The sequence below is a fragment of the Streptomyces sp. CBMA156 genome, from assembly GCF_014596515.1.
Classification (GTDB): domain Bacteria; phylum Actinomycetota; class Actinomycetes; order Streptomycetales; family Streptomycetaceae; genus Kitasatospora.
Genome location: NZ_MSJQ01000190.1, coordinates 1 through 16,665 on the forward strand (window position 1 = coordinate 1; position 16,665 = coordinate 16,665).

14 protein-coding genes are annotated in these 16,665 nt (G+C 73.1%); 10 read left to right on the forward strand and 4 right to left on the reverse strand.

Annotated elements, in window-relative coordinates; genetic code table 11:
- The first annotated feature begins 117 nt into the window (after window positions 1-117).
- Window positions 118-2,277 carry a glycoside hydrolase domain-containing protein gene (locus BU198_RS15605; RefSeq protein ID WP_188297457.1) on the forward strand — a complete coding sequence of 720 codons (2,160 nt, stop codon included), beginning with the start codon at window positions 118-120 and terminating at the stop codon, window positions 2,275-2,277.
- 183 nt (window positions 2,278-2,460) lie between these two features.
- On the opposite strand, the gene BU198_RS15610 is transcribed toward BU198_RS15605, so the two are convergent.
- Window positions 2,461-3,105 carry a TetR/AcrR family transcriptional regulator gene (locus BU198_RS15610; protein WP_188297458.1) on the reverse strand — a complete coding sequence of 215 codons (645 nt, stop codon included), beginning with the start codon at window positions 3,103-3,105 and terminating at the stop codon, window positions 2,461-2,463.
- A 127-nt stretch (window positions 3,106-3,232) separates the two neighbouring features.
- On the opposite strand from BU198_RS15610, the gene BU198_RS15615 reads away from it, so the two are divergent.
- From BU198_RS15615 to BU198_RS15650, 8 genes are all read left to right on the forward strand, one after another.
- Complete coding sequence (locus BU198_RS15615) at window positions 3,233-4,423, forward strand: CaiB/BaiF CoA transferase family protein (RefSeq protein WP_188297459.1); 1,191 nt, start codon at window positions 3,233-3,235, stop codon at window positions 4,421-4,423.
- On the forward strand, window positions 4,423-5,883 hold the full coding sequence (locus tag BU198_RS15620) for an MFS transporter (protein ID WP_188297460.1): 1,461 nt from the start codon (window positions 4,423-4,425) through the stop codon (window positions 5,881-5,883). Before BU198_RS15615 ends, BU198_RS15620 begins: the two co-directional genes overlap by 1 nt.
- Complete coding sequence (locus BU198_RS15625) at window positions 5,876-7,354, forward strand: amidase (RefSeq protein WP_188297461.1); 1,479 nt, start codon at window positions 5,876-5,878, stop codon at window positions 7,352-7,354. The genes BU198_RS15620 and BU198_RS15625 overlap by 8 nt, the downstream gene beginning before the upstream one ends.
- A 116-nt stretch (window positions 7,355-7,470) precedes the next feature.
- Window positions 7,471-7,848 (forward strand): YidH family protein, encoded by a 378-nt coding sequence (locus BU198_RS15630; protein WP_188297462.1) that lies wholly within the window; start codon window positions 7,471-7,473, stop codon window positions 7,846-7,848.
- Complete coding sequence (locus BU198_RS15635; protein ID WP_188297463.1) at window positions 7,845-8,144, forward strand: DUF202 domain-containing protein; 300 nt, start codon at window positions 7,845-7,847, stop codon at window positions 8,142-8,144. The genes BU198_RS15630 and BU198_RS15635 overlap by 4 nt, the downstream gene beginning before the upstream one ends.
- 655 nt (window positions 8,145-8,799) lie before the next feature.
- Entirely contained in the window at window positions 8,800-10,137 is a 1,338-nt protein-coding gene (locus BU198_RS15640) for an FG-GAP-like repeat-containing protein (protein ID WP_223244437.1), read from the forward strand.
- A 94-nt stretch (window positions 10,138-10,231) separates the two neighbouring features.
- Entirely contained in the window at window positions 10,232-11,389 is a 1,158-nt protein-coding gene (locus BU198_RS43800) for an FG-GAP-like repeat-containing protein (protein ID WP_317620141.1), read from the forward strand.
- Window positions 11,390-11,418: 29 nt separating this feature from the next.
- Entirely contained in the window at window positions 11,419-12,954 is a 1,536-nt protein-coding gene (locus tag BU198_RS15650; RefSeq protein WP_188297465.1) for an FG-GAP-like repeat-containing protein, read from the forward strand.
- 120 nt (window positions 12,955-13,074) lie between these two features.
- On the opposite strand, the gene BU198_RS15655 is transcribed toward BU198_RS15650, so the two are convergent.
- The gene (locus tag BU198_RS15655; protein ID WP_223244438.1) at window positions 13,075-13,503 is read right to left on the reverse strand and encodes an NUDIX domain-containing protein; all 429 of its coding nucleotides are present in this window, start codon (window positions 13,501-13,503) and stop codon (window positions 13,075-13,077) included.
- 301 nt (window positions 13,504-13,804) lie between these two features.
- On the opposite strand from BU198_RS15655, the gene BU198_RS42180 reads away from it, so the two are divergent.
- The gene (locus BU198_RS42180; RefSeq protein WP_317620142.1) at window positions 13,805-14,074 is read left to right on the forward strand and encodes a 4-hydroxyphenylacetate 3-hydroxylase C-terminal domain-containing protein; all 270 of its coding nucleotides are present in this window, start codon (window positions 13,805-13,807) and stop codon (window positions 14,072-14,074) included.
- Between the two features lie 113 nt (window positions 14,075-14,187).
- Here BU198_RS42180 and BU198_RS15665 read toward each other — a convergent pair whose 3' ends face one another.
- Both BU198_RS15665 and BU198_RS15670 read right to left on the reverse strand, forming a co-directional pair.
- Window positions 14,188-15,198 (reverse strand): helix-turn-helix domain-containing protein, encoded by a 1,011-nt coding sequence (locus BU198_RS15665; RefSeq protein ID WP_188297467.1) that lies wholly within the window; start codon window positions 15,196-15,198, stop codon window positions 14,188-14,190.
- A 554-nt stretch (window positions 15,199-15,752) separates the two neighbouring features.
- Window positions 15,753-16,665, reverse strand: a 913-nt coding sequence (locus BU198_RS15670; RefSeq protein WP_188297468.1) for an alpha/beta hydrolase family protein, incomplete at its 5' end; no start/stop codon positions are given.

Consider the following 16,665-nt stretch of genomic DNA (forward strand, 5'->3'; position numbering starts at 1 on the left):
GCTGCCGGCCGGCCCGCCACGCGGCGGGCGTGGATAGGGTGGCCGCCGACGCCGCGCGGCCGACTCCTCGGCGCGCGGCCTTCCGTCATGTCAGGAGAGATCTGGGTGAAGACCCGTATGACAGCGCTCCGGAGCGCCGCGGCCGTCGCGACGGCCGTGCTCACGGCGGTTGCCGCCGCCACCGGCTCCGCCGCGGCCGCTGCCGCCGGAAGTCCGGACACCAAGGCGGTGACGTACCAGGGCCGCGTCTTCCACGTGCCCGCGGCCTGGCCGGTGGTGGATCTGACCGCGGACCCGAAGACCTGTGTCCGTTTCGACCGGCACGCCGTGTACCTCGGTCACCCGGGCGAGCAGCAGGTCTGCCCGCCGCGGCTGGTCGGCCGCACCGAGGCCCTGCTGGTCGAGCCCGCCGCCGGCGCCACACCGGACCAGGAGGGTTCCAGCCCCGTCGCGCACGTGATCCGGGCGAACGACGGCGTCGTCGCGGTGACCGGGACGTACGACACGGACCAGCCGCTGGTGCGGCGGATCGTCACCGGCGCCGGGCTCACCCCCGCGCCGGCGCACCTGCCGGAGCCGGCGCCCGCCGGTGCCGGGACGGCCGTCGCGCCGCGGTCCACCGCCGCCGCGGCAGCGCCGTCCGGCCGGGCCTCGGCGGCGTCGATACCCGTGTCGGCGACGAACCACACCGGCAAGGGGTTCGACGCCTGCACGGCGCCCTCCGGCGCGGCGATGAACGCGTGGATGACCTCCTCCCCGTACCGGGCGGTCGGCGTCTACATCGGTGGCGCCAAGCGGGCCTGTGCCCAGCCGAACCTGACGGCCTCCTGGGTCCAGCAGCAGCAGGCCGCGGGCTGGGCCTTCATGCCGCTGTACGTCGGCGTGCAGGCCCCGTCGATCGTCTCGCCCGCCACCGAGGGCGCCGGCGCCGCCGACGACGCGGTGAGCCAGGCCAGGGCCCTCGGCTTCGGCCCCGGCGCGGTCCTCTACTACGACATGGAGGACTACGCCCCGCAGTACTCGGGCGCGGTGCTCGCCTTCCTGACCGCGTGGACCAACGAACTGCACGCCTGGGGTTACAACTCCGGTGTCTACAGCAGTTCCTCGTCCGGCATGAAGGACCTGGCCGCCAACGTCGGCAACGGCGCCTACACCATGCCCGACGCCGTCTTCAGCGCCAACTGGAACGGCCGCGAGGACACCGCGGACCCGGCGATACCGGCCGGCTACTGGTCCGCCCACCAGCGCGCCCACCAGTACGCCTCGCCGCAGAACCCGGAGACCTGGGGCGGCTTCTCGATAGGCATAGACCAGGACTACCTCGACATCCAGCTCACCGGGATCCCGCGGCCCCAGTCCTCCGCGTTCTTCCTGGGGGTGCGCCAGAGTACGGGCGCGTGGCCCGGCTTCGGCCCGCTGACGGGCGGCGCGGGCCTGTTCCGCGGCTCGGAGGCCGCGATCGCCGGACTGCCTGGGGGCTCCTCTCAGGAAGTGGGCCTCGGCCTGGACGGCCGGCTCTACCACGGGGTCCGGGCCGCCAACGGCGGCTGGAGCGGCTTCGCCGCGCTCCCCACTGACGGCATGCCGACCACGCAGGCCCGCCGGGCCGGCATCGCGGGCCTGCCGGACGGCTCCTCGCAGGTGGTGGCGATCGGCAGCGACGGCAACGTCTACCACGAGACCCGTTTCGCCAACGGCAGTTGGAGCGGTTTCGCCCCGCTTCCCGGGGTCGGTACCCCGACCATGGCGGCCGGGGACGTCGCCATCGCGGGCCTGCCGGACGGGTCCACCCAGCTGCTGGCGATCGGCAACGACGGGAACGTCTACCACAAGACCCGCTTCGCCGACGGCAGTTGGAGCGGTTTCGCCGCGCTCCCCGGGGTCGGCACGCCGACCATGGCGGCCGGCCGGGTGGCCATCGCGGGCCTGCCGGACGGCTCCTCGCAGGTGCTGGCGATCGGCAACGACGGCAACGTCTACCACAAGACCCGTTTCGCCAATGGTAGTTGGAGCGGCTTCGCCGCGCTCCCCGGCGTCGGTACGCCGACCATGGCCGCGCGGACGGTCGGCATCGCCGGGCTGCCGGACGGTTCGTCCCAGGTGGCGGTGATCGGCAACGACGGCAATCTCTACCACGAGACCCGCTTCGGCAGCGGCAACTGGTCCGGCTTCACCGCCGTTCAGGGCCCGGCGGGCGTGGTCACCTTTCCGGCCCAGCGCGCCGCCATCGCGGGCCTGCCGGACGGCTCCAGCCAGCTCGTGGTCACCCGGAGCTGACCGGGCACGCCCCGACACGCCCCGGCGCCAGGCGCCCCCGTCCCCGGTACTTCCGGGGGCGGGGGCGTTTGCCGTCGTTCCAGCGGGAGGAGGAGAGCGGCCCGGCTACCGTCCGGAGCCCTCGCGCACCCGACCCGCGGCGGTGAGCTCCCGTCCGGTCGTCCGCCCGTCATCCCCGCCCCGTCATCGGCCGTCCCGTGCCTCCGCGGGGGAGTCGCCGGTGAGGCCGGCGATCATCCGGGCGTAGGCGCGCTCGGCGCGCTCGTCGAGTTCGTCGAGCGGGATGCCCGTGTCCCGTGCGTACGCCTCGCGGAAGATCACGTAGCCGACCAGGGTGGCGGCGGCCATGACGTGGGCCGCCACCGGGTCGCTGTCGGGCGGCAGCGCGCCCTCGCGGCGGTCGCGCTCCAGGCTGCGGCGGGTCTGGGCGAACCGGGGCAGCGGGTTGACGCCCTCGTCGCCGTCGAGGGCGAGCAGGGCCTCCAGCCGGACGACCTCGGGCTCGGCGATCCGGTGCCGGAACATCTCGGCCCGGCGCTCGGCGAACGGCAGGTCCCAGAACCCGGCCTCCCGTTCGGCCGCCTGACGGTCAACCAGGTCGGCCACCGAGGCGCGCAGCAGGGCCTGGCGGCTGCCGTAGTACTGGTAGATCTGCCCGTGGTTGACTCCCGCCTCGGTCGCGATCTCCCGCAGGTTCACGCCCGCGAGCACGCCGTCGCGCTGCAGCAGCCGGCGCGCCGCGTCGAGCAGGTCGGCCTCGGTCTCCTGCCGGCTGCGGCGCCGTCGCCGCGGTCGGCCGGTGTCGTTCACGTCCGGCTTCTGGTCCATGGGTCGGGCTGTCTCCGTTCACCGCGATCTGCTCCCGGGGTCTTGCCCCCGTGCGGGGCCTAGCCTAAGGTCCCGCTAACAACGTTTCGTTAATAACGAAACGTTACTGAAATTTCAGGAGCATCGCATGGCGAATCTTCCGTTGGCGGGCATCCGTGTCCTCGACCTGTCCACCGTTCTCGCGGCGCCGGTCACCGCCACCTTCCTGGGTGACTTCGGCGCCGAGGTGATCAAGGTCGAAGAACCCGGGCACGGCGACTTCACCCGGGGTGCCGTCGACGGCGGCCGTTCCCCGTACTGGGCCCAGGAGGCCCGGAACAAGAAGTCCGTCACCCTGGACCTGCGCACCACCCGCGGGCAGGACCTGGCCCGCGAACTGGTCCCGCACTTCGACGTGGTGATCACCAACTACCGGCCGTCGACCCTGGAGAAGTGGGGCCTGGACCCGGACTCGCTGCGCGCCATCGCGCCGGACGCGATCCTCGTCTACGTCACGGGCTACGGCCTGACCGGCCCGTACCGCGACCGCGGCTCCTTCGACCGGATCGCCAGCGCCTTCGCCGGACTGACCCACGTCACCGGCGACCCCGACCGGCCGCCCGTCCGCAGCGGGTACTCGACGATCGACTACATGGCCGCCTACCTCGGCGCCTTCTCGGTGGTCACCGCCCTCTACCACCGCGAGACCGCGGGCGGCGGCGGCCAGGTCGTCGACCTCGCTCTCTACGAGGCCGGGTTCCGCGCCTCCGAGGACGCCCTGACCGCGTACGCCACCACCGGCCGGGTCCGCGAGCGGCTCGGCAACCGCAACCCGCTGATCGTCCCCGCCTCCGACTTCACCACCGCGGACGGCCGCCGGCTCTCCCTGCACGCGGGGACCGACCCGCTCTTCCGCCGCCTGGCCGCCCTCATGGGCCGCCCCGAACTGGCCGACGCGCCCGAGTACGCCACCCGCCCCGCGCGCAGCGAGCACGCGGACGACCTCTACGCGATCATCGCCGAGTGGGTCGCCGGCCACGCCGCCGACGACCTCGCCGAACTGCTCAACGACGCGGGCGTGCCCGCCTCGCCGCTCATGAGCATCGCCGACATCGCCGCCGACCCGCACTACCGCGAACGCGGCAGCCTCGTCCACGTCGAGGACCCCGAGTTCGGCGAACTCCCCATGCCCGCGCCCATTCCCCGCCTGTCCAGGACGCCCGGCAGCATCCGCACCACAGGCCCGGCCCTCGGCGCCCACAACGCCGAGGTCTACCGGGACCTGCTCGGCATCGGCCCCGCCGACCTCGCGGCCCTGCGGGACGAGGGAGTGATCTGATGGGAGCGGCCGAAGCGGCGGCGCTCGGCGCCCGCCTCGACCGGCTCCCGCTCGGCAGGTTCCACCGCCGGCTCGTCCTGGCCCTGGCCGGCATGATCCTCTTCGAGTGGGTCGAGACCTACTCCTTCGCGTTCGTCGCCCCCGCCCTGCGCTCGCAGTGGGGCCTGTCGCTGACGGATATCGCCGCCGTCGCCGGCATCGCCTCGCTCGGCGCCTTCGCCGGCGGCATCCTCGGCGGACGCCTCGCCGACCGCGCCGGACGCCGCCGCACCATGCTGGTCTTCGTCACCGTCTACTGCGCGGCGACCCTCCTGTGCGTCCTCGCGCAGAACCCCTGGCAGCTCATGGCGACCCGCTTCGCCGCCCACTTCGGCACCCAGGGCATGGCGGTCGTGGCGATCGTCGTCCTGACGGAGTTCGTCCCGGCCGCCCACCGGGGGCGGCTGCAGACCTACAAGGTCGTCATCGGCTCGCTCGGCATCCCCATCGCCGGGTGGGCGGGCTACCTCCTCGTCCCGCACGCGGACTGGGGCTGGCGGGCGGTCTTCGGGCTCGGGCTGTTCGGGGGCGTCTTCGCCTGGCTGATCCGCCGGTGGGTGCCCGAGAGCCCGCGCTGGCTGGCCTCCACGGGGCAGCAGGCGCGGGCGGAGGAGATCGTCCGCCGGATCGAGCGCCAGTGCGGAGTGGCCGGGCCTCCGGCCGCGGTCCATCCCGATCCCGCCGCGGTCCGCCCCGATCCTGCCGCCGTCCACCCCGATCCTGCCCCGGGGCCCCCGACCACCGCGGCTCCGCCCCCGCCCGCGCGGCTGCGTGACCTGCTGGACCGTGCCCACCGCCGTACCTTCCTCACCGTCTCGGCGATGTGGACGGCCGGGCTGCTCGCGTACTCCGCCTTCCAGACCTGGACGCCCACCCTGCTGTCGGAGAACGGCCTCGAACTCGACGACACCCTTCTCATGTCGGCCGTCCTCACCACCGCGGCCCCCGTCGGCGCCCTGCTCTCCGCGCCGCTCATCGACCGCTGGGACCGGCGCGTCACCCAGTTCGCCCTCGGCCTGCTGAGTTCGCTCGCCCTCGTGCTGTTCGCCTTCGTCCGGGCCCCGGCCGCCGTCCTCGTCCTCGGCTGCGCGGTCAACCTGCTCTTCCAGATGACCGTGCCGTTCCTCCAGGTGTACTCCGCGGAGGTCTTCCCCACCCGGGTCCGCGCGCTCGGCTCCGGCACGGCCAACGCCCTGTCCAGGGTGGTCAACCTCGGGGCCCCCGCACTGATCGCCGCCCTCTACACCGGTGTCGGCTACACGGCGGTCTTCCTCTTCCTGGCCTGCCTCGCCGTCGTCGGCGGCATCATCGTCGTCGCCCTCGGCCCCCGTACGACCGGGCTCAGCCTCGAAGCGGCCGCCCACGCCGAACCCGACAGCCCGTCCCGCCCACGCCGCCAGGAGCACGCCACCCATGACTGACACCCCGGACCTCTCGTACGCCCCGGCCACGGAACTCCTCGCCCTCATGCGCCGCCGCGCCCTCTCGCCCGTCGAGCTGATGACCCACACCCTCGACCGGATCCGCACCCACGACGGCGCCCTGAACAGCGTCGTACGGCTCGACGCCGAACGCGCCCTCGCCCAGGCCGCCGACGCCGCCGAGCGGATCGCCCGCGACGAACCCGCGCTCGGCCCGCTGACCGGGCTGCCCGTCCTCGTCAAGGACGGCGAGGACGCCGCGGGCCTGCCCACCAGCCACGGCACCCGCGCCTTCCGCGACAACCCGCCCGCCGCGCACGACTCCCTGCACGTCGCCAGGCTGCGCGCGGCCGGCGCCATCATCGTCGGCAAGACCAACATGCCGCCCATGGGCGCGGGCGTCCACACCGCCAACGAGGCGTTCGGCACCACCCGCAACCCCTGGAACACCGCCCTCTCCCCGGGCGGCTCCAGTGGCGGCTCGGCCGCGGCCGTCGCCGCCGGCCTCGTCGCCCTCGCGACCGCCGGCGACGGCGGAGGCTCCACCCGCATCCCCGCCGCGCTCTGTGGCGTCGTCGGTCTCAAGCCGAGCCGGGGCCGCATCCCCCAGGGCCCGGCCCGCACCACGCACTGGCCCCGCAACACCGTCCTCGGCTGTGTCACCCGCACCGTACGGGACACCGCGCTCCACCTCGACATCGCCGCCGGGCACCACCCGGCGGACCCGTTCTCCCTGCCCGCGCCCGGTAGTTCGTACCTCGGAGGCATCGACGCCTTCGCTGAAGGCCTCGACGCCTCCGCCGCCCTCGACCGGTCCGAGCGGGGCCCGCGACGGCTCCGCGTCCGGGTGATGCGCACCTTCGGCGTCGCCGAACCCACGCCGCCGCAGCTCGCCGCCCTCGAACGGGCCGCGGACACCCTGCGGGCCCAGGGCTTCCAGGTCGCGGACGAGGACGCCTCCCTCCCCGGCGCCGACGACTTCCCGTCCCTCGCCCAGCTCCGGCAGAAGGTCCTCGCCCGCGCCCGGCTCACCAGCGCCCTGGAGGCCTTCACCACCCGTCGGCAGGACTTCGAGCCGTGGCTCGCCGCCGCGCTGGACCAGGGCCGCTCGGTCACGGTCGAGGAGATCGCCCGCTACTGGGAGCACCGCGCCCGCCTCGACCAGTGGGCCGCCGCGCTGTTCACCGGTCACGACCTGCTGCTCACCCCGACCGTCCCGGCCACCGACTGGCCGGCGGAAGGCCCCGACATCGAAGCGGCCCTCCGGGACCGGACCATCCCGATCGCCTACACGTCCGTCTTCAACGACACCGGACACCCCGCACTCAGCATCCCCGCAGGGCCGGCCCACGGCGCCGCGGGGCTGCCCTGCGCCGTCCAACTCGTCGCGCCCCACCACCGGGAGGACCTGCTGCTCGGAACGGCGGCCCTGCTGGAAGCGGCCGGTGAGATCCGCCACCCCCGACTCTGACCGCAACCGCGGACATCCGACCGCCCGTCGGCGGGTGACCCGGTTCCCGCCCGGTGCGAGGAACCAGGTCACCCGCCGACGGGCCGACTCGACTCCGCCCTCGCAGGGAGCCCCCCATGCCCGTCCCATCCCGCCGCGGCCGCGGCACGCCGTGGTACGAGGAGGGCGAGGAGCCGGACTACCGGTTCTCGCTGGCCAACGAGCGGACGTTCCTGGCCTGGTTCAGAACGGGCCTCGCGCTGATCGCGGCGGCCCTGGCCGTGGCCCAGTTCGTCCCGCCGCACGCGCGGGGGGCCGGGGGAGTGGCGCTCGGTGCCGGGCTGGCGGTGGTGGGCGCTCTGCTGTGCACGGCGGCCTACTTCCGGTGGCGTTCGGTCCAGCGGGCGATGCGCCACAAACGGCCGCTGCCGCCGAGCCGGCTGCTGCCGGTGCTCGCCACGGGTGCCGCGCTGACCGGCCTCGGCTTGCTCCTGCTCCTCGTCGGGGCGCCATGACACCGCCCGGGCACACCGACGGGCCGGCCGACCCCGGGCTCCAGCCCGAACGCACAACCCTCGCGGGCCGCCGCACCGCGCTCTCGGCGCTGGTTGTGGCGGTCCTGGCGCTGCGCGGCGCCCTGGCCCACCGGGCCCCGGCCGAGACAGTCGTCGGGGTCCTGCTCCTCGTGGTGGCCGCGCTGTCCGTCACCGCGGGGACCGGAACCCGCGCCCGCGTCAGGCGGGTGGCGATGACGGCCTGCGCGGCCGCCGCCGGCCTCCTGGTCGCCGTGCAGATCGTCCGGCAGGCCTGACAGGACCGCCGTCCCCGCACCGGAACTGTCTCCGGCCCCCGTCGGACGGATCCGGTCGGGGACGATTCCGTCCACCTGACATCCCTTCCGACAGCCCCGCACTTCCACGAAGGTAGAGATCGCCGGCCGGGACCACCGACCGGCAAGGCCGGCAGGACGAAGCGTCACCGCGGGACGCACGCTCCGGCCGCCCCACCTCCGTCGAAGGACTCCGCCATGCTGCGCACCCGTCTCTCCAAGGCCACCGCGGTCGTCACCCCTGCCGACACCTCCGCCCCTCGCGTCGAGGCCGGCACGGTGCCCGGCGACACCATCAGCAGGCAGTAACCGGCACCGTTGCGGGCGCCGACGACCGCTGTTCCTGCAGGGCAGCCGTCCCTACCCCGCGCCGCCCGGACACCGGCCCCGCCCGGCGCCTCCGGCACGGACCACCTCCTCGCCGCCTCCGACGGTGCACCGCCGTCCGGGGCGCGTCGCCGACGATCCGCTACCGGATCCGGCTCGCCCAGGGCCTGTGCCCAGAGCCCTGCCCTCAGGTGCCACCGATCTCCGGTGCACCGCGGTGTCCCCGCCTGCGGACCCTCACCTTCACCGCTGCACCATGCCTGCCCCCACCATGCCAGTCCCCACCATGCCCGAAACAGGAGAACCCACCATGCGCAAGCGCTCCGTACGCTCACTGGTCACCGCCGCCTTCGCCACCGCCGCGATCACGCCCGTCCTCATGCTGTCGGGAGCCCAGATCGCCTCCGCCAGCGTCGGGTCGAACATCGTCGGCATCGCCGAGGCCAACCTCGGCCACGGCGCCTGCGGCACCAACAGCGCCGGTGGCAGCGGCTACTACGGCAGCTGCGGCGAGGACTGGTGCGCCGACTTCGCCAAGTGGGTCTGGGCGCAGAACGGCGTCAACGTCTCGGGGCTGACCGCCGGGGCCGGCAGCTTCGGACAGTACGGCTCCGGTCTGCACTCGACCCCCCGCGTCGGTGACGCCGCCGTCTTCAACTACAACGGCGCCGGCTACGCCGACCACGTCTCGCTGGTCGTCGCGGTCAACTCCGACGGGACCGTCAGCACCATCGGCGGCAACCAGGGCAACAGCCAGGTCACCCGCGGCACCATCAGCGCCGGCGGGATGTACGGGTCGAAGCACGTCAGCGGCTACGTGTCGCCGAACGGCGGCCGGGGGGCCTCCGCCGGTACGGAGTCGGGTGGGGCGGGTCGGGTGCGGTGGGCGGATTTCGACGGTGACGGCCGGGCGGACTACGTGATCGTCAATGACAACGGTTCTGCTCGGGTGTTCCTGAACAACGGTGGTGACGGGCACGGGGGTTGGAACGATCTGGGTCAGGTGACGACGGGGATGACGAGTGACCGCAGCCGGGTGCGTTTCGCGGACTACGACGGTGACGGTCGTGCGGACTACATCCTGATCAACACCGATGGTTCCGTGCGGGTGTTCCTGAACAAGGGCGGTGACGGGCACGGCGGTTGGAGCGACCTGGGTCAGGTCGCCACCGGTCTCACCGCCAACCCGGCGCAGGTGCGTTTCGCGGACTTCGACGGTGACGGCCGGACGGACTACGTCATCACCCAGGCGGACGGTGCGGTGGGTGTGTTCCGCAACAACGGTACGGGTAGCTGGTCGGACCTGGGCAAGGTCGCGGGCGGTGTCACCACCGACATGACGCGTGTCAAGTGGGCGGACGTCGATGGTGACGGGCGTGCCGACTACAACATCGTCAACGCCGATGGCAGCATCACCAGCTACGTGAACCACGGTGGTGACACGGGTGGTGGCTGGACGCTGCGTTCGAAGATCACCACGGGTATCACCAGCAACCAGAACACCGTGGAGCTGGCCGACATCAACGCCGACGGCCGCGCGGACTACCTGGTGACCACCGGTCCGACCACCGCCTTCCTCAACAACGGCGGCGACGACCAGAACAACCCGGGCTGGATCAACTACGGCCAGATCGCCGCCGGCGCCTGAACCGGTCCCACCCCAGGCGGGGCGCCGTGCGCCGGGTGTCCGCAGCGCCCCGCCCACCCATCTGATCGATCGTCCTACCGAAGAGAGTGAATCCTTGAACCCGCGCCGTCGCATCCCGCTCACCCTCGCTGTCCTCGCCGCAGTCTGCGGAGTCGGCGCAGGCACCGCCAACGCCGCCTCGGTCGCCACCTGGGACAAGGTCGCCCAGTGCGAGAGCTCGGGGAACTGGAGCATCAACTCCGGCAACACGTACTACGGCGGGCTGCAGATCAGCCTGACGAACTGGCAGCACTACGGCGGCACCGCCTACGCGGCCCGTCCCGACCTCGCCACCAAGAGACAGCAGATCCTGATAGCCGAAAAGATCCTCGCCGACCAGGGCGCCGGGGCGTGGGGCTGCGCACCCGGCACGGGTCTCGCCACCGACCACGCCAACCCGTACCCCAGTGGCGCCGGTACGGAGTCGGGTGGGGCGGGTCGGGTGCGGTGGGCGGATTTCGACGGTGACGGCCGGGCGGACTACGTGATCGTCAATGACAACGGTTCTGCTCGGGTGTTCCTGAACAACGGTGGTGACGGGCACGGTGGTTGGAATGACCTCGGTCAGGTCACGACGGGAATGACGAGTGACCGCAGCCGGGTGCGTTTCGCGGACTACGACGGTGACGGTCGTGCGGACTACATCCTGATCAACACCGATGGTTCCGTGCGGGTGTTCCTGAACAAGGGTGGTGACGGGCACGGTGGTTGGAGTGATCTGGGTCAGGTTGCCAGCGGGCTGACGGCCAACCCGGCGCAGGTGCGTTTCGCGGACTTCGACGGTGACGGCCGGACGGACTACGTCATCACTCAGCCGGACGGTGCGGTGGGTGTGTTCCGTAACAACGGTACGGGTAGCTGGTCGGACCTGGGCAAGGTCGCGGGCGGTGTCACCACCGACATGACGCGTGTGAAGTGGGCGGACGTCGATGGTGACGGGCGTGCCGACTACAACATCGTCAACGCCGATGGCAGCATCACCAGCTACGTGAACCACGGTGGTGACACGGGTGGTGGCTGGACGCTGCGTTCGAAGATCACCACGGGTATCACCAGCAACCAGAACACCGTGGAGCTGGCCGACATCAACGCCGACGGCCGCGCGGACTACCTGGTGACGACCGGTCCGACCACCGCCTTCCTCAACAACGGCGGCGACGACCAGAACAACCCGGGCTGGATCAACTACGGCCAGATCGCCGCCGGCGCCTGAACCGCGACCGGAAAGAGGGAAGGAATCTCATGAAGCGCACCGTCACATTCGCTCTGGCCGCGGTGACCGCAGTGGCCGCACTCGCCGCCACGGCCCCCACGGCGTCCGCCGCCGCACCGAAGCCCGCCCCGGTGTTGCGGGTGATGCCGCTCGGCGACTCGATCACCGCCGGGTACCGGAGCACCACCGACGCCGGGTACCGCGGACCACTCGCGGACCTCGCGGCCCAGCAGAACCGCTACACCGTCGACCTGGTGGGCTCGCGCGGCAACGGCGCGGTGACCGACCCGGACAACGAGGGCCACAGCGGGTCCATGGTCAACGACATCCTGGCCGGTGTCGACGGCTGGCTGGCCGCCGCGCAGCCGGACGTCGTCCTGCTCCACATCGGCATCAACGACCTGGACCGGGGTACCGACAAGGCACACGCCGCGGACCGGACGTCGGCGCTGATCGACCGGATCCTGGCCGACCGGCCCGGCGTGACCGTCCTCGTGATGGGCCTGATCCCGACCACCTCGAACCTGACCACCCAGGTGGCCGACTACAACGACGCTCTGAGCCGGGCCGTCCTCGCGAAGCAGGCCCAGGGCCGCAAGGTCCGCTACAGCGCCGCACCCGCGCTGACTCCGGCCGAGATGGCCGACGGGCTGCACCCCGCCGACCAGGGCTACCAGCGGCTGGCGCAGACCTTCGACCAGGCCCTGGACCGCGCCTTCACGGACGGCCTGGCAGCCCCGGCCCCGGTGCACCACTCCGGTACGGAGTCGGGTGGGGCCGGCCGGGTGCGGTGGGCCGACTTCGACGGTGACGGCCGCGCGGACTACGTGATCCTCAACGACGACGGCTCCACCCGGGTGTTCCTGAACAAGGGTGGTGACGGGCACGGCGGTTGGAGCGACCTCGGCCAGGTCACGACCGGGATGACGAACGACCGCAGCCGGGTGCGTTTCGCGGACTTCGACGGTGACGGCCGCGCCGACTACATCCTCATCAACCCCAACGGCTCCGTCCGCGTCTTCCTGAACAAGGGCGGTGACGGGCACGGCGGTTGGAGCGACCTCGGCCAGGTCGCCACCGGGCTCACCGGCAACCCGGCCCAGGTCACCTTCGCCGACTTCGACGGCGACGGCCGCACCGACTACACCACCGTCGCCGACGACGGCGCCGTGGGCGTCTTCCTCAACCGGGGCGGCGACGGCCACGGCGGCTGGCTCGACGACGGCCGGGTCGCCGGGGGCCTCACCTCCGACCGGAGCCGCGTCCGCTTCGCCGACTTCGACGGCGACGGCCGCGCCGACTACAACGTCATCAACCCCGACGGTTCCATCACCACGTTCCTCAACAAGGGCGGCGACGGCCACGGTGGCTGGAGCGACTTCGGCCGGACGGCGACGGGGCTCACCACCGACCAGACCGCGGTCGCGCTGGCGGACATCGACGGCGACGCCCATGCCGACTACCTCGTCACCACCGGCCCCACCACCGCCTTCCTCAACAACGGCGGCGACGGCCGGAACAACCCCGGCTGGATCGACTACGGCCGGATCGCGGCAGGTGTCTGAGCAGGCGTCAGGTACGTGATCACCTGTTCGGCGTGACGCGCCGGCGGTGGTCCTCGCGGTGGGGATTCCCGCGAAGACCACCGCCCGGCGCGTTCGCGCGTACGGGCCACCGGTGCGAGGTCACAGCCCGATGTTCGACTTCGGCCCCATGTACGTACCGGCGCCCGGCCAGTCCGCCTTGGCCAGCCTCACGAACCGCTCGGAGAAGCCGCGACCGGGAAGGTCGTCGAGCCCCACCCACTCCACACCCCGGATCGGCCGGGTGTCCGAGCCGTCGGCGATGTCGCCGATCCGGGCGCCGGTCACCGCGACCTCGAAGGTGATGTGCACGACGCCGGCGGCCGTGACGTCGCAGACGTACAGCAGGGGGCCGACCTCGATGTCGAGCCCGGTCTCCTCCAGCATCTCCCGGCGCAGCGCCCCGGCCAGGGTCTCGCCGCCCTCGACCTTCCCGCCGGGCAGGGACCACCTCCGAGGCCCCTCGGTGTCCTGGTCCAGCAGCAGCATCCGGCCGCGCCGCACGGCGATGCCCGTCACACGTGTATGCATCCGCGCACCGTACCGTCTCCCAACACCGGCGGGAGAGCGGTCCGTTGAAGAGTTCCGTCAGCCCCGTGGCCATCGCCGCCGGTGGGCGGCACCCGGGTGGCCGACTCGTCGCGGACGCTGCCCGAGGAGTTCCCCCGGTCGGGGGACGGCCCGGCCCGGCGATCCCGGACACCGCGTCGAACCGCCTTCCAAGGCGGAGGGGATTCCCGGTACGAGCCATTGGGTTCGCGGGCAGCCCCTTCGACTGCCCGCTCTCCCGCCGCTTCGACGAGAACGACGCCGTCGCCGTCTCCGGCCGCGCGTGGTCGCGGGCGCCCTGATCAGCCTCGACTCCCACGTCCGTGACTTCGGCAACCCCGAACCGCGGCCCTACCTGGAGACCTACCTGCGGGGCGCGGGCGGCACCGGCGCGGAGCAGCGCGTCAAGCTGATGAAGCTCCGGTGGGACAGCGTCGGCAGCGAGTTCGCCGGCCGCCACGAGCTGTACGAACGGCTGTGGGCCGCCGCCCCGACGTCACCCGCGTCGAGACCTACCGGTACGCACTCGGCAGCGGCCTCCACGAGGAACTGAGCGACCTGGCCGACGCCTGCATGCCCGACTACGACACCGGCGGCTGACCGACCCGATCCGGTGGGCGCCCGGGTGGTGCCCGGGCGCCCACCGCCCCGATCCGTACGTTCCGCCTACTCGCCACCGGGCCCGCACAGGGCCCGGTGGCGGTGTTCGCGGGGCGAGATCCCGTACGCGGACTTGAAGGCCCGGCTGAACTCGGTGGGCCGGGGGATGCCGCAGCGGGCGGCGAGGACGTGGACGGGCACGGCGCGCAGCACGGGGTCGGCCAGCTCGCGGTGGGCCTTCTTGAGCCGCTGGGCGCGGATGACCGCGGCGACGGTCTCGCCCTGCTTCTCCTGGGCGAAGAGGCGGTGCAGGTAGCTGACGGAGATGTGGTGCGCGGCCGCGACCGTGGACGGGCTCAGGCCGGGGTCGTGCAGGTTCCGCCGGATGAACGCCCGGACGTTCTCCATCAGGAGCCGCCGACGGGTGTCCTGCGGCAGCACGGTCTCGGCGTCGAGCTCCTGGGCGAGCCAGGCCGCCACCATGTCGACCGTGACCGAGCCGAGGCGGTTCGCCGCGGCCGGTCGCAGGGTGTCGGCCTGCCTGCCCAGGCCGCGCATGAACTCCGCGAGCAGTGCGCCCGGGCCCTCCTCGGCGGACAGCCTCCGGCCGAGCAGGTCGTCCACCAGGTGCCCGGGCACCGGCAGCAGCGACTGGGGGATGTCGAGGCCCACGCCCTCGGCCCGGGCGTCCCCCGGGCCGGTGCCGAAGATCCGCACGTCGTGCGGGGTCGTGTTGTCCATCAGCACGAGGTCTCCGGGCCTGAGCCTGTCCCGCTGGTCCCTCCCGCGCCGCAACACCTGGGTGCCGGACGTCAGCAACGTCAGGTAGTACATCGGTGGCCGGTCCGAACGCCGTACCATCCGCTCGTCGCGCCGGAAGCGGGCGGACTGGAACGATGACCAGAGCATCGTCACGGACCCGAGCTCCGACCGCCGCAACTCAGCCTCGAAGCTGTCCACGTGAGCGCTGGTCGTCTCGCACTCCCGCGTCTTCGCCAGCACGTCCCGCCAGTACTCGAACCGGTCCTTCGCCGATGTGCCGCCGTCCTCCAGTGCGCTGCCCGCACCTGTGGACATCTCCGCCCCCCTCACGTCACGATCCCTCGCCGAACGGGCGAGGCCTCCCCGCCGACATCATCGAGTCCGGCGGTGCCCACGCCAAGTAGGAGTTCGGCCAGCTCACGGGCGGGAGGAGCCGAAAACGATCAACGGGGAACCGGTGAGGGCCGGGCCGGCTCCGGTGGCCGGTCCGACGGAAGCCCCCGAGGGGCGGGCGCCCCCGTCCGGGGCGGAGAAGCTGGTCGTGAGGCCGATGCCGAGATCGTCCGCGTCTACCCACATTGCTCCTCCGTGCCAGCGGAGTTGTGGGTGCAGTTCGCCGGTTCCGACCGTGATTCCGTGAATGATCATGATGTGCTGCGCGGCGGAGCTGGACGGTGCGGTCCGCACGGGCTCCTGCTCGGCGGATGTCTGCGATCAGGACGCGGACCCTGTCCGGGGCGCGGGCGGTGCGGCCCGGCGGGGGTGGTCCGCTCGCGGCGTCGGGGTCGCGGAGGGCACAGCGGGTCCGTCCGTCCTCCGATCGTGCCGGCTCTGTGTCCCGGCCCGCTCCGCGCTACCGGCGGGCCGGTTCAGCGCAGCACCTCCAGCTCCGGCCAGTCGTCGCCGGGCCGGTCGAGGAAGCCGGTGGGCCGCCCCGTCAGGTACCGCGCGAAGAAGGCGGCGACGGCGGTGCGCTGGGCGGCCAGGGAGCGCCGGGGGTCAACGGTGCCGATGAGTCCGGCCGCGTCGGGGACCGGGAGGCGGCGGACGAGCTGGGGCAGGAGGACCTGGAGGTCGGTGTACGAGCCGTGGGCGGCGTTCCGCAGCCGCAGGGCGTGCCGGGGGCCGGTGGACGCCGCCCAGCAGGAAGCCCAGCTCGGTTCGGTGCGCAGGGTCTTCGTACCGGAGGCCATCAGCAGGAGGGGCTTGGCGAGGCCGCTGTCGGCGACGGGTCCGAGGAGGGCGCCGTCGAGGTCGGCCGCCGCGCGGACGCGGGTCTCGTCGTGGGCGAGCTGGGCGGCGACGGAGCCGCCGAGAGACTGCCCGAGCACGCCGGTCCTGGCCGGGTCGGCGGCTTCGGCGAGCCCGTCCGGGAGTGGGCCGGGACCGCTGTCGGGGCGGTCCCCGCGGGCGAGCCGGTCGAGTGCGCCGAGGACGAAGCGGGCGTCGGCGAGGCGGGCCCTGGAGTGCCCGGCGAGGAGGGCGGCGATGACCTCCGGGGTGAGGTCGTCGGGAAGCGGGAGGGCGCGTTCGACCCGGCCGCCGGGGAACTCGACTTGTTCGGCCTCGTACGTGGAGTCGAGGGCGACGACGAGGTGGCCGCGGCTCGCCAACTCCTCGACCAGGGTGGTGCCGAGGGCGCGCGAGCCGCCGTCGCCGGAGGAGAACAGCACCACGGGCAGCCGGCCGGCGCGGCGGGCGACGGGCGCGCCGGTGCGGGCGTGGGTCCTGATCCCCCGCCAGTCGGCGGCGCCGGCGGGGACACCGAGGGCCGGTGCGGAG